The sequence below is a fragment of the Microbacterium sp. 2RAF4 genome (genome assembly GCF_052115285.1).
Taxonomy (GTDB): domain Bacteria; phylum Actinomycetota; class Actinomycetes; order Actinomycetales; family Microbacteriaceae; genus Microbacterium; species Microbacterium oxydans.
Genome location: NZ_JBFRGI010000001.1, coordinates 73,841 through 94,164 on the forward strand (window position 1 = coordinate 73,841; position 20,324 = coordinate 94,164).

The 20,324-nt window shown below is 67.5% G+C and carries 19 protein-coding genes; 15 read left to right on the top strand and 4 right to left on the bottom strand.

Annotation, left to right across the window (positions count from 1 at the left end; genetic code table 11):
* Nucleotides 1–9: 9 nt before the first annotated feature.
* The 4 genes from AB4070_RS00360 (at nucleotide 10) to AB4070_RS00375 (ending at nucleotide 4,964) form a co-directional block, all read left to right on the top strand.
* On the top strand, nucleotides 10–420 hold the full coding sequence (locus AB4070_RS00360; protein WP_419775707.1) for a hypothetical protein: 411 nt from the start codon (nucleotides 10–12) through the stop codon (nucleotides 418–420).
* Entirely contained in the window at nucleotides 417–1,367 is a 951-nt protein-coding gene (locus AB4070_RS00365) for a bifunctional riboflavin kinase/FAD synthetase (protein ID WP_441978437.1), read from the top strand. Before AB4070_RS00360 ends, AB4070_RS00365 begins: the two co-directional genes overlap by 4 nt.
* A gap of 222 nt (nucleotides 1,368–1,589) precedes the next feature.
* On the top strand, nucleotides 1,590–3,734 hold the full coding sequence (locus AB4070_RS00370; protein ID WP_441978438.1) for a DEAD/DEAH box helicase: 2,145 nt from the start codon (nucleotides 1,590–1,592) through the stop codon (nucleotides 3,732–3,734).
* Nucleotides 3,735–3,935: 201 nt separating this feature from the next.
* A complete protein-coding gene (locus AB4070_RS00375) occupies nucleotides 3,936–4,964 on the top strand; it encodes a 6-phosphofructokinase (protein ID WP_046748279.1) in 1,029 nt (342 codons plus the stop codon).
* Nucleotides 4,965–5,154: 190 nt separating this feature from the next.
* Here AB4070_RS00375 and AB4070_RS00380 read toward each other — a convergent pair whose 3' ends face one another.
* Entirely contained in the window at nucleotides 5,155–7,254 is a 2,100-nt protein-coding gene (locus AB4070_RS00380) for a S9 family peptidase (RefSeq protein ID WP_441978439.1), read from the bottom strand.
* Nucleotides 7,255–7,409: 155 nt separating this feature from the next.
* Between AB4070_RS00380 and AB4070_RS00385 the strand changes: the two genes are divergently transcribed.
* The 4 genes from AB4070_RS00385 to AB4070_RS00400 all read left to right on the top strand — a co-directional run bounded on the left by AB4070_RS00385 (nucleotide 7,410) and on the right by AB4070_RS00400 (nucleotide 11,636).
* Nucleotides 7,410–8,801: an anion permease gene (locus tag AB4070_RS00385; RefSeq protein WP_441978440.1), complete on the top strand. Its 1,392-nt coding sequence runs from the start codon at nucleotides 7,410–7,412 to the stop codon at nucleotides 8,799–8,801.
* Nucleotides 8,798–9,133 (top strand): peptidase, encoded by a 336-nt coding sequence (locus AB4070_RS00390; protein ID WP_441978441.1) that lies wholly within the window; start codon nucleotides 8,798–8,800, stop codon nucleotides 9,131–9,133. The genes AB4070_RS00385 and AB4070_RS00390 overlap by 4 nt, the downstream gene beginning before the upstream one ends.
* A gap of 59 nt (nucleotides 9,134–9,192) precedes the next feature.
* The gene (locus tag AB4070_RS00395) at nucleotides 9,193–10,113 is read left to right on the top strand and encodes a phosphodiesterase (protein ID WP_441978442.1); all 921 of its coding nucleotides are present in this window, start codon (nucleotides 9,193–9,195) and stop codon (nucleotides 10,111–10,113) included.
* Nucleotides 10,114–10,175: 62 nt separating this feature from the next.
* Nucleotides 10,176–11,636: an aspartate ammonia-lyase gene (locus tag AB4070_RS00400; protein ID WP_046748284.1), complete on the top strand. Its 1,461-nt coding sequence runs from the start codon at nucleotides 10,176–10,178 to the stop codon at nucleotides 11,634–11,636.
* A gap of 64 nt (nucleotides 11,637–11,700) precedes the next feature.
* On the opposite strand, the gene AB4070_RS00405 is transcribed toward AB4070_RS00400, so the two are convergent.
* Nucleotides 11,701–12,570 carry a fumarylacetoacetate hydrolase family protein gene (locus AB4070_RS00405; protein WP_441978443.1) on the bottom strand — a complete coding sequence of 290 codons (870 nt, stop codon included), beginning with the start codon at nucleotides 12,568–12,570 and terminating at the stop codon, nucleotides 11,701–11,703.
* 334 nt (nucleotides 12,571–12,904) lie between these two features.
* Between AB4070_RS00405 and AB4070_RS00410 the strand changes: the two genes are divergently transcribed.
* The 4 genes from AB4070_RS00410 to AB4070_RS00425 all read left to right on the top strand — a co-directional run bounded on the left by AB4070_RS00410 (nucleotide 12,905) and on the right by AB4070_RS00425 (nucleotide 16,025).
* Nucleotides 12,905–13,975 (top strand): PrsW family intramembrane metalloprotease, encoded by a 1,071-nt coding sequence (locus AB4070_RS00410; protein WP_441978444.1) that lies wholly within the window; start codon nucleotides 12,905–12,907, stop codon nucleotides 13,973–13,975.
* Nucleotides 13,976–14,022: 47 nt separating this feature from the next.
* Nucleotides 14,023–14,703 (top strand): alpha/beta fold hydrolase, encoded by a 681-nt coding sequence (locus tag AB4070_RS00415; protein WP_441978445.1) that lies wholly within the window; start codon nucleotides 14,023–14,025, stop codon nucleotides 14,701–14,703.
* A gap of 218 nt (nucleotides 14,704–14,921) precedes the next feature.
* Nucleotides 14,922–15,290, top strand: a complete 369-nt coding sequence (locus tag AB4070_RS00420) for an FKBP-type peptidyl-prolyl cis-trans isomerase (RefSeq protein WP_046748293.1) — start codon at nucleotides 14,922–14,924, stop codon at nucleotides 15,288–15,290.
* A 180-nt stretch (nucleotides 15,291–15,470) separates the two neighbouring features.
* Nucleotides 15,471–16,025, top strand: coding sequence for a YceI family protein (locus AB4070_RS00425; protein WP_045265072.1), 555 nt, complete (start codon nucleotides 15,471–15,473; stop codon nucleotides 16,023–16,025).
* A gap of 32 nt (nucleotides 16,026–16,057) precedes the next feature.
* Here the strand turns inward: AB4070_RS00425 and AB4070_RS00430 are convergent, their stop codons facing one another.
* A complete protein-coding gene (locus tag AB4070_RS00430) occupies nucleotides 16,058–17,350 on the bottom strand; it encodes an MFS transporter (RefSeq protein ID WP_441978446.1) in 1,293 nt (430 codons plus the stop codon).
* A gap of 187 nt (nucleotides 17,351–17,537) precedes the next feature.
* Between AB4070_RS00430 and rpsO the strand changes: the two genes are divergently transcribed.
* The 3 genes from rpsO to AB4070_RS00445 all read left to right on the top strand — a co-directional run bounded on the left by rpsO (nucleotide 17,538) and on the right by AB4070_RS00445 (nucleotide 19,168).
* Nucleotides 17,538–17,807 (top strand): 30S ribosomal protein S15, encoded by a 270-nt coding sequence (gene rpsO / locus AB4070_RS00435; RefSeq protein WP_017830938.1) that lies wholly within the window; start codon nucleotides 17,538–17,540, stop codon nucleotides 17,805–17,807.
* A gap of 169 nt (nucleotides 17,808–17,976) precedes the next feature.
* Complete coding sequence (locus AB4070_RS00440; RefSeq protein WP_441978447.1) at nucleotides 17,977–18,846, top strand: hypothetical protein; 870 nt, start codon at nucleotides 17,977–17,979, stop codon at nucleotides 18,844–18,846.
* On the top strand, nucleotides 18,839–19,168 hold the full coding sequence (locus AB4070_RS00445) for a transcriptional regulator (RefSeq protein WP_040568602.1): 330 nt from the start codon (nucleotides 18,839–18,841) through the stop codon (nucleotides 19,166–19,168). Before AB4070_RS00440 ends, AB4070_RS00445 begins: the two co-directional genes overlap by 8 nt.
* A 6-nt stretch (nucleotides 19,169–19,174) precedes the next feature.
* Here the strand turns inward: AB4070_RS00445 and AB4070_RS00450 are convergent, their stop codons facing one another.
* On the bottom strand, nucleotides 19,175–20,179 hold the full coding sequence (locus AB4070_RS00450; RefSeq protein ID WP_441978448.1) for an isopenicillin N synthase family dioxygenase: 1,005 nt from the start codon (nucleotides 20,177–20,179) through the stop codon (nucleotides 19,175–19,177).
* Nucleotides 20,180–20,324: the final 145 nt, after the last annotated feature.

Genomic DNA, 20,324 nt, shown 5'->3' on the forward strand with positions numbered 1-20,324 from the left:
TCCTCTCGGATGACCGGAATCGGTCGCGTCCTCGTCATCGTCTACGCCGTCATGGCGCTGGCGGCGACAGGTCGCAGCTTCGTGCAGATCGTGCGCCGGTTCGACGAGGCGCCGCTGGCGTACTCGCTCTCCGCACTCGCCGCCGTCGTCTACATCCTCGCCACGCTGGCGCTCGTGCTGGCCCGTCACCGCGGCTGGTATACGGTCGCCTGGGTCGCCATCGTCTTCGAGCTGACCGGAGTGCTCGTCGTCGGGCTGCTGAGCATCCTCCTCCCCGATCTCTTCCAGCACGAGACCGTGTGGTCGCTCTTCGGACGGGGGTACCTGTTCATCCCGCTGATCCTTCCCGTCTTCGGCATCTGGTGGCTGCGCACGCACCGACCCGCCGATGTCGTGCGTCCGGTCGAGGTGGGCGCGTGATCGTCTTCCGCAGCCCGGAGGACGTGCCGAGCGACTTCGGCCCGAGCGCGGTCGCGATCGGCAAGTTCGACGGTGTGCACGCCGGCCATCGTGTGGTGATCGAACGCCTCGAGAAGGCCGCGGCCGCGACGGGGAGTCGGGCGGTCGCCGTCACCTTCGACCGCAACCCTCTCGCCGTCATCCGGCCCGACCGGTGCCCGGAGAACGTGGTCACGGTGGAACGCAAGCTCGAACTCCTGGGGGAGCTCGGGCTCGACGCCACCCTGGTCCTCACGTTCGACGAGCAGCTCGCTGCCCGCAGTGCCGAGGACTTCGTCGTCGACATCCTCGTCGGAGCCCTTCAGGTCTCGACGGTTCTGGTCGGACAGGACTTCCGCTTCGGCAACAGGGGAGCGGGCACTCCGGAGCTTCTGCGGGAGATGGGCCCGCTGTACGGTTTCTCCGTCGAGGTCGTCGACGACGTGTACCTCCCCGGCTCGGAGCGACGCGTCTCGTCGAGCTGGATCCGCGAACTGCTGATGGAGGGCGATGTCGCCTCGGCGGCGACGGTGCTCGGTCGGTACCCCGACGTGCGCGGCGAAGTCGTTCACGGGCTCAAGCGCGGACGCGAGCTGGGTTTCCCCACCGCGAATCTGTCGACCATCGTCGACGCATTCGTGCCGGCAGACGGGGTGTACGCGGGGTGGCTCGTCGACCATGACACCGGTATCCGGCACCCCTCCGCCATCTCCGTGGGCACGAACCCCACATTCGACGACGTGCTCGTCCGGCAGGTGGAGGCTCACGTGCTGGGTGAGACAGGCCTCGACCTGTACGGTCACGATGTCACGGTCGAGTTCGTCGAGAGGCTGCGGGGGATGGTGGCCTTCGAAGGCATCGACAAGCTCATGGCGCAGATGGGTGCCGATGTGACGGATGCCGCGCGTGCCCTGGGGCTCCCGGCCTAGGGGTCCGGGTCCGGGATCCGGCGCGGCGCGGCGCGGGCAATCGCGTTCGCGCGAGCGTCATGACATAGAATGGATATCGGCTCCCGCCGGACTTCGCGAATCTCGCGTACCACGACGGGAAGAAGACCCACTGTTCGTACGTCCTGGCTCGTGCCACACGCGGACAACGAGAACGGCCCATGGCTTCCTGGGGAAGCCGGAGCCTTCACGCTCAGGAGGAGCATGCCGACCACGGCAACCGCCGCCACGCGGCGCAAGAAGACGTCCCGTCGCGACGACGAGGCACCCCTCATCCCGATCCTCGCGCGCAAGGTGCGCGAGATCGAGGCGAAGTCGCAGCGCGGCAAGCTCGGACCCACGAACAGGGTGAAGTTCCAGGTGATCGCCTTCCTGGTGCGAGAAGAGCGCGCGCGGGTGAAGGCCGACGGCGAGATCACCGATCCCGCACGCGCGGAGCTGCTCAAGCGGCTCGACGGAGTCGCGACGATCCTCGCCAAGACGGCGGCCCGCGATACGTCGCTCATCCAGCTGCTCGAGGCTGACCAGGCGACGTCGCCGGTGGCGAAGCGCATGCGTCGGGACTGGCTGCTCGAATCCGGTGCCGAGCTGGCGCCGGAAGAGCTCATCATCGCCGACGCTGCCCCGGTGCAGATCTCGGTGGTTCCCGCCGCGATCGCCGAGCGACAGGTGACCCCGCCCTCGGTCGAGGCGCGACAGCTGGCCAACCCGTTCCTGGCTCCCGACCTCACGCCGCGTCCGACCGCCACCCCGCGCCGTCGTCTGGACGGCTGGGAGCTCATGGGGCCGCTCTACAAGGCATTCGAGACGGGGGCCGGCGGCGCTGCGGCGTCGATGGATCTGCCGCCTGCACCCGAGTTCGACCACATCTCGCCCAAGGGCCTCGAGGTCATGGTGCACCAGTCACGGTTCCTCGAAGCCGTGAAGGCCGGCCACCGCAGCTTCCTGCTCGCGGACGAGCCGGGTCTCGGCAAGACCGCGCAGTCCGTGCTCGCGGCCTCTGTCGCCGGCGCATACCCGCTCCTGGTCGTGGTACCCAACGTCGTGAAGATGAACTGGGCACGCGAGGTCGAGCGTTGGACGCCGCAACGTCGTGCGACGGTCATCCAGGGGGACGGCGACGACATCGACGCCTTCGCCGACGTCTTCATCGTGAACTACGAGATCCTGGATCGGCACATGTCGTGGCTCGCGTCGATCGGCCTGCGGGGCATGGTCGTCGACGAGGCCCACTTCATCAAGAACCTCTCGTCGCAGCGGTCGCAGAACGTGCTGTCGCTGGCCGCTCAGGTGCGCGAGCGCACCCCGGGTCACAACCCTCTGATGCTCGCCCTCACCGGCACGCCGTTGATCAACGATGTCGAGGACTTCGACGCGATCTGGCGTTTCCTGGGGTGGACGACCGGTGAGAAGCCGGGCCCGGAGCTCATGGAGAAGCTCGACGCGACGGGCTTCACGCCGGCGGACAAGGCCTTCTACCCGGAAGCGCGAGACGCCGTCATCTCGATGGGCATCGTCCGTCGCAAGAAGAAGGACGTGGCGGCGGACCTTCCGGACAAGCTCATCGCCGATCTGCCGGTTCAGCTCGACGACGAGTTCGGACGCAGCATCCGCCAGGCCGAACGCGAGCTGGGGGAGCGGCTCGCCGCTCGCTACCGTCGCATCATCGAAGCGCGGGGAGATCGCGGCCTCGCGCCTGGCGAGATCGACGACGACATCGTGCGGCTGGTCGCTCAGAACGAGCTCGAGGAGTCGAAGGCCGCCGGCACCGGCGGAGACAACGTCTTCACCATGGTGCGCCGCATCGGTCAGGCGAAGGCTCCGCTTGCAGCGGACTACGCAGCGCAGCTCCAGCGCTCGGTGGGCAAGGTCGTGTTCTTCGCGAAGCACATCGACGTCATGGACCAGGCGGAGGCGCACTTCGCCGCCGCGGGCATCCGCTCGGTGTCGATCCGTGGAGACCAGACCACCGCGGTCCGGCAGCAGGCGATCGACGACTTCAACAGCGACGCCGAGGTCGGCATCGCCGTCTGCTCGCTCACAGCGGCAGGAGTCGGACTCAACCTGCAGGCCGCGTCGAACGTGGTCCTCGCGGAGCTGTCCTGGACGGCGGCCGAGCAGACGCAGGCGATCGACCGCGTGCATCGGATCGGCCAGGATGAGCCCGTCACCGCATGGCGGATCATCGCCGCGCACACGATCGACACCAAGATCGCGGAGTTGATCGATCAGAAGCAGGGGCTCGCGGCTCGCGCGCTCGACGGGGAAGCGGTCGACGAGTCGGCGGCCGAACCGGTGCAGCTGGCGGCGCTCATGCATCTGCTGCGTCAGGCGCTCGGCGAGATCTGAGCGTCAAGAACAACTGTTCTTAACGCGCTTCGGAGGGTCAGATCTCCGGTGATCGGGAAGTTCATCGGTTTCGGTGAATCAAGCCGTCAAGATCGACGTTTTTCGTCGCGCCCGAATGGCGCCCGGACGTGCCGGGGCGCTAGGGTCGATCGAAGGCAGCGTCGCCTTTCCCCCATCTCCCGAACGTCTGAAGGCACCAGCATGAAGATCGGCATCCTGACGAGCGGCGGCGACTGCCCCGGCCTCAACGCGGTCATCCGCGGCATCGTGCTCAAGGGCACCACCACGTACGACCTGGAGTTCGTCGGCATCCGTGATGGATGGCGTGGCCTGGTCGACGGCGACTTCATGCCGTTGACCCGACACGAGGTGAAGGGCTTGTCGAAGGTCGGCGGCACCATCCTCGGCACCAGCCGCACCAACCCTTACGAGGGCGAGCGCGGCGGAGCCGAGAACATCGCCAAGACTCTCTACGGGCACAAGATCGACGGCATCATCGCGATCGGCGGCGAAGGGACACTCGCCGCGGCCGACCGGCTCGCGAAGGACGGGATCAAGGTCATCGGCGTCCCCAAGACGATCGACAACGACCTGCAGGCGACGGACTACTCGTTCGGCTTCGACACCGCGGTGAACATCGCCACGGACGCCATGGACCGCTTGCGCACGACCGGCGATTCGCACCAGCGCTGCATGGTCGCCGAGGTCATGGGGCGGCACGTCGGCTGGATCGCGCTGCATGCGGGGATGGCCGCGGGTGCTCACGTGATCTGCATCCCCGAGGTGCCGATGTCCATCGATGACATCACGGAGCTCGTGACCAGTGCACATGATCGCGGGCGTGCACCGCTGGTCGTCGTCTCGGAGGGCTTCAAGCTGCTCGGGATGGACGAGGCATACAGCGACAAGGGTCTCGACGCCTTCAATCGCCCGCGCCTCGGCGGCATCGGAGATCAGCTTGCCCCTGAGATCGAGCGCATCACCGGGATCGAGACGCGTGCGACGATCCTCGGACACATCCAGCGTGGTGGATCGCCCTCCGCATTCGACCGCGTGCTCGCGACGCGGCTCGGACTGCATGCGGCTGACGCGATCGTCGATGGTGCATGGGGTCAGATGGTCGCGATGCAGGGCACCGACATCGTGCGTGTGCCGTTCGCCGACGCGCTCGGTGAGCTGAACACGGTTCCCCGCTACCGCTATGACGAGGCGGCTGCACTCTTCGGTTGAGCCCGGGCTCTCGTCTGCGGCGCGCGTCGGTTCAGGCCACCTCGCGGATCATCCTCGCCTCGCGTCCTCGGCGTCGACGAGGCGACAGGGTATCCCGCCAGAACAGGCCGCTTCAGTCGAAAGCAGCCTGTTCCGGCGTGATCGCCTGTCCTCGCGCTCGCACAGGCGGGAACGCGACCACGCTCCGGCGTCAGTCCTCGGCGAGGCCGAGAGTATCGAGGAGCCAGGCGAGCTCGAACGCCCGCTCCTTCCAGGAGTTGTAGCGTCCGCTCACGCCGCCGTGCCCTGCGACCATCTCGCACTTGAGCAGCACGTCGGCGGCACCGGCCTCACGCAGACGGGCCACCCACTTCGCCGGCTCCACGTAGAGCACCCGGGTGTCGTTCAGCGAGGTGACCGCGAGGATCCGTGGATACCGGACACCGTCGCGGACGTTCTCGTACGGACTGTACGACTTCATGTAGGCGTAGACATCCGGGTCGTGAAGCGGGTCGCCCCACTCGTCCCACTCGATCACGGTCAGTGGCAGCGACGGATCGAGGATCGTCGTCAGGGCGTCCACGAAAGGCACACCGGCGAGGATCCCTGCGAACAGCTCGGGCGCGAGATTCGTCACGGCGCCCATGAGCAGGCCGCCGGCGCTTCCCCCCTCTGCCACCATCCGGCTCGGAGTGGTCACACCCGTCTCGACCAGATGCTCGCCGCAGGAGACGAAATCGGTGAAGGTGTTGCGCTTGTGGAGGAGCTTCCCGTCCTCGTACCACTGCCTGCCCATCTCGCCGCCTCCGCGCACATGGGCGACCGCGAAGACCACACCGCGGTCGAGTTCGGAGAGGCGCGCGACCGAGAATCCGGGATCGATCGAGTGCTCATACGATCCGTAGCCGTAGAGGTGCACAGGGCGCGGTTCCGCTCCCGGCTCCCCGAACGAGCGCTTCCAGACGAGTGAGATCGGCACGCGCACTCCGTCGGCGGCGGTGGCCCATTCGCGTCGCTGGCCGTAGTCCGTCGGGTCGTAGCCACCCAGCACGGGTACCTGCTTGCGCAGCACCAGCTCACGGGTGGCGAGTTCGAGGTCGTACACGGTTCCCGGCGTCACGAACGACGTGTACCCGAGGCGGAGGAACGGCGAGTGCCATTCCGGGTTTCCACTCACGCCTGCCGAGTAGAGCGGCTCGTCGAAGGCGAGTTCCTCGACAGCGTCGGTGACGTAGTCGAGCAGGCCCACGCGCTCCAGACCTTCACGGCGGTACTCCACGGTCGCGAAGTCGCGGAAGGCCTCGACCCCGAGCAGTCGCCGTCCCTGCTCGTGGGCGAGCACGACACGTCGTTGCCCCTGCGGATCGGAGGCCGAGACCGAGACGAGTTCGAAGTCGAGAGCCCCGTCGTTGTGGAGCACGAGCAACCGGTCATCGCCGTCCACGACCGCGTGCTCGATCGAGTACTCGACCCCTTCTCGACGGGGCCAGACGAGACGCGGTTCAGCGGTGAGGTCGCCGCTCAGATCGACCAGATACTCCTCGCTCGTGATGCTCGATCCCACTGCGATCACCAGGTACCGACGGCTGCGGGTGATCCCGGCGCCGAGCCAGAACTTCTCGTCGGGTTCGTGGAAGAGCTTCACATCTTCGGATACCGGGGTCCCGAGTCTGTGCAGCCACAGGGTGTCGGGGCGCCAGGCCTCGTCACGGGTCGTGTAGAGCACGCCGGTGCCGTCCGGGGTGAAGAAGGCGCCGCCCGTGTTCGGGATCTCATCGTCGAGCGTGGTGCCGGTGGCGAGGTCGCGGACATGCACCGTGTAGAGCTCGTCGCCTTCGAAGTCCGTCGACCACAGCAGCTTCGTCGCGTCGTCCGACGTGTCGAAGGCTCCGAGTGAGAAGAACTCGTGGCCATCGGCCTCGAGGTTGCCGTCGAGGAGCACGACCTCACCGTGCACCGGGACTCCCGGCTCGAGGCGCGGAGGAGTCCAGTCGCCGGGCTCGGCCGCCGCACGGCAGTGGATTCCGTACTGCGAACCCTCCTCGGTGCGGCTGTAGTACCACCAGTCACCACGGCGCGTGGGGACGGAGAGGTCAGTCTCCTGCACTCTTCCCTTGATCTCCTGGAACAGCGTCTCGCGGAGCGGGGCGAGATGTGCGGTCTCGGAATCGGTATGGGCGTTCTCCGCTTCCAGATGGGCGATGACCTCCGCGGAATCCTTGGCGCGGAGCCATTCGTAGGGATCGTCGAAGGTGTCGCCGTGGTGGGTGCGGAGCGTCGAACGGCGGTCGGTGGCAGGGGCATCAGTCACCGTCTCACGCTATCCCAGGTCGAGTTGACCGGCACGGGGGAGGGTGGGAGGATTTACCGGGGCCGGTTAACGGAAGTCAAACCCACGGTGAACTCTTCGTTCGTCACGTCGATCACGTCGACATCTCCTTCTTCCTCAACGACCGAAAGCGAACGGTGGAAACCGCAGCCCTCATCGTCGTGCTTGTCATCGCGCTGGCACTCTTCTTCGACTTCACCAACGGCTTTCACGACACGGCGAACGCCATGGCGACGCCGATCGCCACAGGTGCGCTGAAGCCCAAGACCGCCGTTCTCCTCGCCGCGGTCCTCAACCTGGTCGGCGCGTTCCTGTCGACGGAGGTCTCCAAGACGATCTCCGGCGGCATCATCCGTGAAGACGCGATTATCGACGCGGGAACCGATCTGTTCCTGTCGCTGATCTTCGCCGGGCTGATCGGCGCCATCACCTGGAACATGCTGACCTGGCTGCTGGGGCTGCCGTCGAGCTCGTCCCACGCCCTCTTCGGCGGACTGATCGGCGCGACCATGGTCGGCGCGGGGATCAGCGGCATCGACTTCGGCATGGTGCTCTCGAAGATCGTGCTCCCGGCTCTGATCGCTCCTGTCACCGCTGGTCTCATCGCCTTCGCTGCCACCAAGATCGCCTACTCGATCACCCGTCGCTACGACGGGAAGCCCGATGGGCGCGATGGCTTCCGGTGGGGGCAGATCTTCACTTCATCCCTGGTCGCGCTCGCGCACGGCACGAACGACGCGCAGAAGACGATGGGCGTGATCACGCTGGCGATGATCACCATCGGATGGCAGTCGGGAGCGCACCACGAGCCCGAGCTGTGGGTCATCATCGCCTGTGCGTTCACGATCGCTCTCGGCACCTACCTCGGCGGCTGGCGCATCATCCGCACCCTCGGCAAGGGGCTCACCGACGTCAAGCCGGCGCAGGGCTTCGCTGCGGAGAGCTCGACCGCAGCCACCATCCTCGCCTCCAGCGCCCTCGGCTTCGCCCTCTCCACGACGCAGGTCGCCTCCGGCTCGGTCATCGGCTCCGGTCTCGGACGTCGTGGCTCCACCGTGCGCTGGCGGACCGCCGGCCGTATCGGTGTCGGCTGGCTGCTGACTCTCCCTGCGGCAGGAGGCGTCGGGGCGCTCGCAGCGCTGCTCGTCGTCTGGCTCGGCAACTGGGGTGTCGTGATCGACGCGGTCATCGCGCTCGCCATCATCCTCGGACTCTTCATGCGTTCGCGCCGCAACGCCGTGACGCCGGCGAACGCCATGAGCGACGTCGCCGAGTCGGGCCGTGCGATCGAGCTGCCGGACACGCCACCGCCGACGAGGCGTCAGCAGCGCATCGAGCAGGCCAAGGCCGAGGCCCGGGCCCGGGCCGAGGCGCGCGACAAGGCGAAGGCCGAGGCCAAGGCCCAGGCGAAGAAGGATGCGGCGGCGAAGGCGAAGAAGAAGGCTGACGCCAAAGCGACCACCAAGGCATCGAAGACCGCGTCGACGACGCCGAACTCCGACGCCCGCCGGAACGGAGAGTCCGAATGAGCGTCGCGATCGACTGGTTCGCGTTCCTCCAGGTGTTCGCGGCCGCCCTCATCGGCGCCGCGGCCATCGTCACGTTCTACGCACTGGGGCTCCGGCTCCTCGTCCGCAGCGGTCGCGCACCTGTCGTGAGCCCCGCCGAGTTCACCGACGCGATCACGGTGATCACGGAGAAGGAGCTGAAGCGCGCCGAGAAGCAGGCCGCCAAGGCTGCCCGAAAGAGCCCGCTGACCGAGGGGCAGAAGTCCCTCGCACTGGTCGGTGCCTATGCCTGTTTCGCGCTGTGCGGTGTCGCCGTCGTCAGCGGGATCCTGCTCCTGGTCCTCGGGCACTGATCGACGGCGAACTGCACGGATCCCGCTCCTCGGTGAACGCTCGGCCATAGGCTGGGGCCATGTCCGCAGGAACAGGCAGCCCCTATGTGTTCGGCAGGCACGAGCCCGCATCGCATGTGCTCGTCCACGTCAGCGACCCGCATTTCCTCGCCGGGGGGATCCCGCTGGGCGGACGTTACGACGTCGAGGCGAACTTCGCCCGCACGCTGGAGGCGATCAGGGCGGTGCATCCGCACCCGGCTGCGATCGTCGTGACGGGCGACCTCGCCGACCTGGGGGAGCCCGACGCGTACCGGCGACTCCGCGCAGCCGTCGAGCCCGTGGCCGCGCAGCTGGACACGCCGGTCGTCTGGGTCGCCGGCAACCACGACGAACGTCCGGCGCTGCGGGCCGAGCTGCTCGGTCTGGAGCCCACGGAAGACCCTGTCACGGGAATCTGGGACCTCGACGGCCTGAGGGTCATCGCACTGGACACGAGCGTGCCGGGCTGGCATCACGGCGACCTCGATGAGAGTCAGCTCTCGTGGCTGGCCGAGGTGCTCTCCGAGCCCGCCCCGCTCGGGACGATACTGGCCATGCACCACCCGCCGCTCCCGAGCCACCTGCCGCTGTTCGACATCCTCGAGCTGCGGCATCAGGACGAGCTCGCCGACGTCATCCGCGGAAGCGATGTCCGTGGAATCCTCGCCGGCCACCTGCACTACTCGTCCCACGGCACCTTCGCCGGGGTTCCGGTCAGCGTCGCATCCGCCACCTGCTACACGATGAACGTCGCGCGACCCGCCGCCGACGTGAACGGCATGGACGCCGCGCAGGCGTTCCAGCTCGTGCACGTGTATGACGACACCATCACGCACACCGTCGTCCCCGTGACCGCGGCCGAGACCGGCGACTACTTCTCCGAGGACTGGCTCGAACGCATGGCGGGGCTCAGCCCGGAAGGGCGACTCGAGGCCTTCTCCCGCAAACCCGGACGCTGAGCGGCGTAGACTGAGGGGCATCCCCCACCCTTCTCACCCGCCACGACCCACGAGGATGTGACATGGCTTCTGCCGCGCCTACCCTGACCCGTACCGAGACCGATTCGCTCGGGAGCATGGAGATTCCCGTCGACGCGTACTGGGGGATCCATACCGCCCGCGCCGACGCGAACTTCCCGATCACGAAGCGGCCGATCTCCGTGTACCCCGACCTCGTGGTCGGTCTCGCGATGGTCAAGCAGGCGAGCGCCCGCGCGAACCGGGAGATCGGCGTGCTCGATCCGGAGCGGGCGGATCTGATCGACCGCGCAGCACAGCGCGTGATCGACGGCGAGTTCCATGAGCAGTTCACGGTCGGCGTCATCCAGGGCGGTGCCGGAACCTCGACGAACATGAACGCGAACGAGGTCATCACCAACATCGCGCTCGAGATGGCCGGACATGAGAAGGGCGACTACGCCTTCCTCTCGCCGATCGACCACACGAACCGCAGCCAGTCGACGAACGACGTGTACCCGACCGCGGTGAAGATCGGTCTCTCGCTGACCCTGCGCTCGCTGCTCGAGGAGCTCGACCTGCTGCGGCTGTCCTTCCTGGGCAAGTCGCGCGAGTTCCACGATGTGCTGAAGGTCGGTCGCACCCAGCTCCAGGACGCCGTGCCCATGACGCTGGGGCAGGAGTTCAACGGTTTCGCCACGACCCTCGGGTACGACCACACGCGACTCACCGAGAACGCCTCGCTGATGTTCGAGATCAACATGGGCGCTACCGCGATCGGCACCGGCATCACGACCCACCCCGGCTACGCTCCTGCCGTGCTCAAGCACCTGCGTGAGATCACCGGTCTCGACCTGCGCACGGCCGGCGACCTCGTCGAGGCCACCAGCGACACCGGATCGTTCATGTCGTTCTCCTCGACGCTCAAGCGCAACGCGATGAAGCTCTCGAAGATCTGCAACGACCTCCGTCTGCTCTCGTCCGGCCCGCAGGCGGGTCTCGGCGAGATCAACCTCCCCGCCATGCAGGCGGGATCGAGCATCATGCCGGGCAAGGTCAACCCGGTCATCCCCGAGGTCGTGAACCAGGTGGCGTTCGCGGTCGCCGGTGCCGACATGACCGTGACGATGGCGGCAGAAGCGGGGCAGCTGCAGCTGAACGCCTTCGAGCCGGTGATCGCGCACTCGATCTTCCAGTCGATCACCTGGATGCGTCAGGCGATGTGGACCCTGCGTGTGAACTGCGTCGACGGCATCACCGCCAACCGCGACCGACTCGGCGCCATGGTGGGTGCATCCGTGGGCGTCATCACCGCGCTGACGCCGTTCATCGGCTACGCGGCTGCGGCCGCTCTGGCGAAGACGGCACTGCTGACCAACCGCAGCGTTGCCGACCTCGTGGTCGAAGCCGGTCTGATGTCGCGCGAAGAGGTCGTCAAGCAGCTGTCGCCGGCACGTCTCTCCGGCCTCGAGACCATCACGGCCGCGATCCCGGTGGTGGCGTCGGAAGACCTGATCGAGATCTGACCCTACCGATACGAAGAGGGGGACGGATGCGCCGCATCCGTCCCCCTCTTCGTATGGTTCGTGATCAGTCGGTGATCCGGCAGTGCGTGGTCAACTCGCCGATGCCGTCGATGCCGACGGTCACGGTGGAGTGGTCGCGGAGGAAGATCTGCGGGTCGCGTGAGTATCCGGCACCGCCGGGGCTTCCGGTCGAGATCAGGGTGCCGGGGAGCAGCGTGAGCGACTGCGAGAGATGGGCGATGAGCTTCGCCACCGACCGGACCATCTGGTCGGTGCTCGCGTCCTGCACGGTGTGGCCGTCCACGACGGTCCAGATGTGGAGGTCCTGCGGGTCTGCCACCTCATCGGCGGTCACGGCGAAGGGCCCGGTCGGGGTGAATCCGTCGAACGACTTGCAGCGGGACCACTGCGCCTCGGAGAACTGGATGTTCCTGGCCGTGATGTCGTTCACCACGGTGTAACCCCAGACGTGAGTCAGGGCATCGGCCTCGGCGACGTCCTTGGCGGGGGTGCCGATGAGCACGCCGAGCTCGGCTTCGTAGTCGACGGCTTCGCTCAGAGCGCGCGGCCACGACGTGGTCTGGTCGTGACCGGTGAGCGAGTTCGGCCACAGGGTGAAGACCGTCGGTGCGGCGTCCGTCTTCAACCCCAGCTCGCTCGAGTGGGCGGCGTAGTTGAGGCCGACGGCCAGCACTGCGGGGGGAGTGAGCACCGCGGAGTCGAATGCCCACCCGTCGAGCAGGTGCCGCGGGGCTGACCCGTTCTCCAGGGCCCCGCGCAGAGCATCGAGAGCCGCTTCCCCTCCCTCGATCAGCTGCTGCAGGGTGGCAGGAGGGTCTGTCAGGAGGTCAGAGACGAGAATGGCGTCCGATCCCTCGACCACGGCGAGAGCCGCGTGGGGGGAGTCAGGACGGCGCAGGTGAGCGAACCGCATGCTCCTACGCTACCGGGTGGGTGCAGGTCGCCGGGTGGAGGGCGTCGCCATATCCGGACCATCGACGTTGTGCCCATAAGCTTTGCCTATGAGTTCCGGAGGACCGTCCCAGCCGCAGCGGCCCTCGCCGTATGCTCCTCCGCCCGCTTCGCAGCCGACGCCCGGGCCGACAGCGCCCCCTCCGTACTCGCCCGCGTACCCCGTGGGCTCGACGCCGCAGGCCGCCGCGAGAACGTCTGTCACCGGCTATGCCTCTCCTCTTGCGCAGCCGACTCCGTACACCCCGCCGGCTCCGGTCGCCCCATCGCCTGCCGAGTCGCTTCCCGCTCTGCCTGTGCCGACGAGAAAGGGCCGCACGATATCGCTCTGGCTCTTCGGCGTACTGGGCTTCCTGCTGATCGCGCTCGTGGGCTACTTCGTGTGGGCGCTCGGATCGTTCGCCTCCGTGGTCGGTCTGGTCCTCGCGCTCATCCCGCTGACGATCGTGTTCCTCGGAGTCCGACTGATCGACCGATGGGAGCCCGAGCCCAAACGGCTCGTCGCGTTCGCCATCGCCTGGGGCGCTGTGGCCGCGGTCGGGCTCACCCTGCTGGTCGACACGGCGCTCACGCTCCTGCTCGGCATCCGGTCGGAGGAGTTCGGTGCGGTCGTACAGGCACCCGTCGTGGAGGAGCTCTGGAAGGGCCTCGGCGTCTTCCTCATCTTCCTGCTCGCCCGTCGTGCGTTCGACGGTCCCGTCGACGGCATCGTCTACGGAGCCCTGGTCGGCGCGGGCTTCGCCTTCACCGAGAACATCCAGTACTTCGGGGTGAGCTTGATCGAGGGCGGGGGAGAGCAGTTGACCGTGACCTTCGTCGTGCGCGGACTCCTCTCGCCCTTCGCTCACGCCATGTTCACTGCGATCACCGGTTTCGCGATCGGCATGGTCGCTCGTCGCCACGGCTCGGCGCGGGCTGCGGCCGGAGCCGGAGCACTGGGTCTGGTCGGAGCGATCCTGCTGCACGCGCTCTGGAACGGATCAGCCACCTTCGCGGACTTCTTCGGGCTCTACTTCACGCTTCAGGTGCCGCTGTTCATCGGCTTCATCCTGGGTATCGTCGCGCTGCGACGGGAGGAGGCGCGACTCACGAGAGCACGCCTGGAGGACTATGCCGCAGCGGGGTGGTTCACGCCGGAGGAAGTCACGATGCTGGCCACGCCAGCCGGACGCAAGGTGGGTCTCGCGTGGGCATCCCAGCTGCGCGGCGACCGACGTCCGCTGATGCGGGCGTTCATCAAGGATGCGACCGAGCTCGCCTCCGTCCGGCAGCGTGCGATCACGGGACGCGATCCCATGGCTGTGAACGACGAGCGCGCGCTGCTGATCCGTACCAGGGCCACGAGAGCGGCGCTCCTGGCCTACTGACGTGGCCGCGGCCGGCGTACTCTTCTCGCAAGGAAGGGCGGTGGCGGATGAGGACGTTCGTCGTGATCCACGGCGGTGGCGACGTCGGCTGGTCGTGGCATCTCGTCGCAGCCGAGTTACGCAGGCGCGGTCACGAGGTGTTCACCCCCGACCTGCCCGCAGACGACGACACCCTCACGCTCGAGGACTATGCCGAAGCGGTCGTGGACACCGTCGGTGCACGCCGGGAGGTGACGGTCGTCGGGCACTCCTTCGGGGCGTTCACCGCGCCCCTGGTCGCGGAACAGGTCGCGGCCGATGAGCTCGTCCTGTTCGCGGGTATGATCCCCACGCCGGGTGAATCCCCGACTCAGTGGTGGGACAACTCCGGGTACACCGTCGCTTCCGCATCCCGATCCGCGCAGGACGGCGGGCTGACCGGCAATGACGATCCGCTCGTCAGCTTCTACAACGGCGTCCCGCGGGCACTTGCCGAGGAGGCGTTGCGGCGCGAGCGCGCGCACCCGTCGCAGGAGGCGATGGAGCGGCCGTGGCCGCTTCGGGAGTGGCCCGACGTGTCGACGCGAGTCGTGGTGTTCTCGGACGACCGCTTCTTCCCTGCCGGGTTCCTGCGCGACCTCGCTGTGACCCGCCTCGGGCTGACCGCGGATGAACTCCCCGGTGGTCACTGCGCGATGCTGAGCCACCCCGTGGAGATCGCAGACCTGCTGTGCGGAGACGCCGGGTGACCGCGGAGCGCGTGCCTGTGGCAAGACTCAGCGCCCGGTGCTGCGGCGATGCCTGCGAGTCTCCCGGGCGCTGAGTTGATCTGTAAACAGGGTGCACCCGGCCCCGCGCGAGTGTCAAGAGCTTCTTCCCTCGGCGCCTCGACGAAGTTGCGAGGTGTTCGCTGTGAGCAGGTGCCGGTGCGTTGACCCGGTCCATCGCGCTCGGGTTTGATGGACGTATGACTGATCGCACAAAGCCTGAGTTCGACGCCCCCACCGGCCCTGCGCCCGCGGACCTCGTCATCCGCGACATCATCGAGGGTGACGGTGCCGAGGCGAAGCCCGGCGACACCGTCACCGTGCACTATGCGGGGGTCGAGTTCGACTCCGGCGAAGAGTTCGACTCCTCCTGGGGTCGTGGTGAGACCATCCAGTTCCCGCTGCGGGGTCTCATCCAGGGCTGGCAGGACGGCATCCCCGGCATGAAGGTGGGCGGCCGCCGCGAGCTGATCATCCCGCCGCACCTGGCCTACGGCCCTGTCGGCGGAGGCCACTTCCTCTCCGGCAAGACCCTGATCTTCATCATCGATCTCGTCGCCGTCGGCTGATCCGGGCTCGCTCCACGAGGCGCCCCGCTCCTTCGGGAGAGGGGCGCCTCGTGCTGTTCGGGAAAAGTTTCTTCATTCAGGGGAATACATGCTTCTGAATGTAAGTTGTCACAGTGGTCGCGGTGAACGCGGCCCCTGTCCCTTGCCGCAGCTGCGGCTGACGTCTCCAGAGGAGAAGCAATGACCAGCATCGACATCCCCGGCTACCGTCCCGGCACCTGGGTCCTGGACCCCTCGCACAGCGAGGTCACCTTCAGTGTCCGTCACATGATGATCTCGAAGGTGCGCGGCACCTTCGGCGTCAAGAGCGCCACCCTGATCGCTCCGGAGAACCCCCTCGAGGCCAAGGTCGAGGCATCCGTCGACGTCACGTCGGTCGACACCAAGGACGAGGGCCGCGACCAGCACCTCCGTTCCGCCGACTTCTTCGACACCGAGAACTTCCCGACCATGGAGTTCGTCTCGACCGGCGCTCGTGCCGAGGGCGGCGACCTGTTCGTGGACGGCGACCTCACCATCCGCGGCATCACGAAGCCGGTGACCTTCGAGCTCGACTTCGGCGGTTTCGGCAGCGACCCGTGGGGCAACTACAAGGCCGGCGCATCCGCCAAGACGGTCATCAACCGCGAGGACTTCGGCCTGACCTGGAACGCTGCGCTCGAGACCGGCGGCGTGCTCGTCGGCAAGGACGTGACCATCAGCCTCGACCTCCAGGGCGCGCTGCAGCAGGACTGACGCGTCGGATCGAGACGAGAACCCCGGGCCTGTCAGGGCTCGGGGTTCTCTGCGTCGTAGTCGTGGAAACGGCGGTTACGGCGGGCGAGCGTCGCCACGAGAGCGATCACCAGGACGCCGCCGAGCATGGGCGGGAACCAGAGGCTCGTCAGCGTCGCGAGCGTTCCCGCGTACAGCGCGCCGATGCGGGGGCCGCCGGCGACGACGACGACGAAGAGTCCCTGGAGGCGTCCGCGCATCGCGTCGGGCACGGCGGCCTGCATCATCGTGTTGCGATAGATCGAGCTGACGTTGTCGGAGGCGCCCGAAAGCGCCAGCGCGATGCACGCGGCGATGATGAGGCCCACGTGCGGCATGGCCTCGCTCGCAGGGGCGGAGAGTGCACCGATGAGCAGCACGGCGCCGAAGAGCAGGATCGATGCGCCGTACGCCTCGACGGCCCTCGCGATCCCTCGACCGTGCCAGCGGTACTGCACGACGCGGCCGGAGAAGAGACTCGAGGTGAACGTTCCGACGGCGACCGCGGCCGTCAGGATGCCTGTGGTCAGTGCTCCGCCGCCGAGGAGAACCGTGCCGAGCGCCGGGAACAACACGAGCGGCTGCCCGAACGTCATCGCGATGATGTCGATGATGTACTGCATGCGGATGTTGCCAGCTCTGCGGAGGAACCGCCAGCCGTCGACAAGGGACTCGAGTCCGGGGCGGACGATCTCTCCTTCGGGCCGCAACGCCGGAAGCGTCCAGAGCCCGAGGAACATCGACAGCATCAGCACCACGTCGATCGTGTAGGTCCATCCGTAGCCGGTGAGAGCTACGAGGAGGCCGGCCAGTGCCGGACCCGCCATGACGGTGAGCCCGAAGGCGACGCCGTTGAGCGCCGATGCCGCGGCGAGTTTCTCACGCGGGATGAGGCGCGGGACGATCGCGGTGCGCGTCGCCATGCCCACGGAGTTGGCGGCCGAGTTGATCATGCTCAGGGCATACAGCCACCAGATCGTCTCCGTGCCCGTCCAGGTGAGCGCGGCCAGGAGCGCGGTGGAGGCGAAGGTGACGGTGGCGGCGATCAGGGCTACCCGACGCCTGTCGAACGCGTCGGCGAGCATCCCGCCGTACAGGCCGGCGAGGACCATGGGCACCAGTCCGGCGACGGCGATCATGGAGACGGCGAAGGTGTTCTGCGTGAGCTCGAACACGTGCAGCATGACCGTGACGATGGTGAGCTGGCCGCCGATGCCCGCCAAGGTCGAACCGATCCACATCCGGGCGAACGCGGGGCTGGATGCGAGCGGGGAGAGGTCGATCAGATGACCGCGTCTGGGGGTCACGCTTCGGACTGCTTCTGCACGGTTCGAGACTAGTTGACCACCGCGGACGTCCCTTCGCCGTCGGTGTCACCCGAGCGAGCCGACGACTGGTAGACTCGTCAGGTTGCCGTTTGATCGGCCGCGGATAAAGAGAGCCCACGCATCAGGCGTCGGGCGCCGCGCAACAAGCTGAAAGGGGATCGAATCTATGGCACTGGAAGCAGACGTCAAGAAGGCGATCATCGAAGAGTACGCGACGCACCCCGGTGACACCGGATCCCCCGAGGTGCAGGTCGCGATGCTGACGCAGCGCATCAAGGACCTCACCGAGCACCTGAAGGAGCACAAGCACGACCACCACTCGCGTCGTGGTCTGTTCCTGCTCGTGGGTCAGCGCCGTCGTCTGCTCGGCTACCTCCAGGACATCGACATCGCGCGCTACCGCTCGCTGATCGAGCGTCTCGGACTCCGCCGCTAAGGCACCGCGACCCTGCGTTCAATCGCGCAGAACATTCTTGAGAAGGCCGTCCCACGGTGTGGGGCGGCCTTCGTCGTACCCGAGTGTGTAGCGATGCCGGTTGCCGCCTGCCCGACTTTCCGATAGGAAAGTCGTAGAGCTTTCCACCAGGAAAGTGAGGGAGGTCGTCATGGAGCGGAAGCCGATCGAAGGTCAGGACGCTCTGGTGCCCCCGGACCCGGAGACCGCCCGGCGCTATCTCGAGACGGTGGAGACGGTGGTGGACCGCCGTGACCGTGCCGTCGACCGACGCGCTCTCGCCCGACTGCAGATCGGCAACGCCGTGGTCATGGCGGCGTACTTCGTCGCCTTCGCGCTCGTCCTCCGGCAGGACGACGTGCTGGCGTCGCAGATCGTGCTGTTCACTCTCCTGGTCTGGGGGCAGCTGTCCACCGGGATGGCGCAGCGCACGGGCATGCAGTGGCGGATGACGCGTTCGCGGTGGCCGCTGCTGGTCGGCGGCGCAGCGATCGTCATCGGTGCGTTCGTGGTGTTCGGGTTCGCTGCTCTGGATACGCGACTTCCGGTCGGGGTGGTGCTCATCCCGGCAGCCTTGGTGCTCGTCGGAGTGGGAGGGCATGGCGTCGTGCAGCTCAGACGGGCTGCGGGTGACCCGCGTCGTCCGCGTCCGGTTCCCCGTCCGCTGCCGCGGCGGCTTCGTTGGGGCACCGTCCTCGTCGGCGTCGCGTTCGCCGTGCTGACGATGCTCGCGGGATCGCCGGACGACGTGCTGAGGAGCGTCGTCACCCTGCTCGTGATGCTGTGCCTCGTGGCGTGGATCGCGGCCTCCGCATCAGACCTCGGGCTCCCCGCAGTCGGCGCGTCCTGGCGCTGGCCGCACATCGCTGTCTTCTTCGTCGCCGCCTGCATACCCGTGGGAATCGTCCTGGGATCGGGATCGCTCGGCAACGCGGGACTCGCCGGCGTGTGTGCCGGCGCTGGCGTGATCGCGTCCTTCGTGGCCGTCTCCTTCGTTGCCGGGCACGGCGAACGTGCGTGAGCCCGCCTCCGTCCCACACCCCCGCACGCGGCTGGACGACAACTTCGCCTCGCCGATCCGGTTCTCCCTCATGGCCGGATTGGGCGACGGGATGGAGCTCGACTTCTCAGCCCTGCGGGAGATGCTGCAGTGCGGCGACTCACCTCTGAGCAAGGCGATCGCGCACCTGCAGGCCGCCGGGTACGTGGTCGCGCGCAAGGGCACGGTCGGGGGCCGATCGCGCACCTGGGTGCGTCCGACGAAGACGGGGCGTGATGCCTTCGCCGCGCACCTTCAGGCACTGCGTGAGATCGTCGCCCTCAGCGGCGGTCCGGAACTGTGAGATCTGTCAGGCGGTCGCGCTGACGAGGTCGGGGTGATGGATCGCCGCGACATCAGGGTGCGCACGAAGGCGAGACTTGAGCGCGTTCTCGCCATAGGTCGCATGGATCGGATTGCCGGGGTCCTCGGTGACTCCGGTCGCGTGAGCTGCGAGGTCAGCGGGGAGCTCGAGCAGCGGCAGCTGTTGGTCGAGAGCGGGGTTGAAGAAGAACGGGATCGAGATGCGCTCCTCCGGTGCCCGCGGTGAGATCACACGGTGGTTCGTGGCCTTGAGGTATCCGCCGGTGGCGTACTCCAACAGCTCACCGATGTTGACGACGAAGGCGCCGGGCACCGGGGGAGCCGAGACCCACTCGCCGTCACGCTCGACCTGGAGCCCGCCCTTGCCGGGCTCGACCCACAGCAGCGTCAGCACGCCGGAATCCTTGTGCGCTCCGACGCCCTGCTGCGGTTCCGGCTCGTCCGTGCCCGGGTATCGCACGATCTTGATCAGGGTCGACGGATCGCGGAACGGCTCGTCGAAGTAGGTCTCGTCTGCGCCGAGAGTGACGGCCCAGGCGCGCAGAAGCTTGCGCGCGATCTCGGTCAGGGTGTCGTGCCACTCCGTGACGATCTCCTTCAGCTCCGGCTGCGCTGCGGGCCAGAGGTTGGGGCCGGTGAGCCGGTTGAAGGCGGGACCGTCGTCGACGGGTTCGCGCTCGGGGCCGATGTCGATCTGCTCGCGCCAGTCGACCTTCCCCTGCGTCCGCTCGCCACCCACTCGCGTGTACCCGCGGAAGTGCGGACTGTTCACGTTCTCGATCGCGAGCTTGTCCTCTTCGGGCAGGGCGAAGAAGTCGAGCGCCGCCTGATGGAGCCGGGCCTCCAGCTCCGGGGAGATGCCGGTGCCGGTGAGATAGAAGAAACCGACATCGTGTGTCGCGGCCCTGAGTTCTTCACGGAATCGTGCGGCGGCGTCGGGGCCTTCGTCGAGCTGGGAGAGGTCGAGGACGGGGAGCGAGAGTTCAGCCATGGACCGAGGCTACGTCGGCCGGACGGCGATGGGGCCTGTGTTGCAATCCATTACTTCCTGCCGTCGGGGTTCGGAGCACGTCCATCGCGGTGCTAGAGTCATCCTTCGGTAAGGGCCGCCTTACCTCAGTCACCGCAGAGAGTGT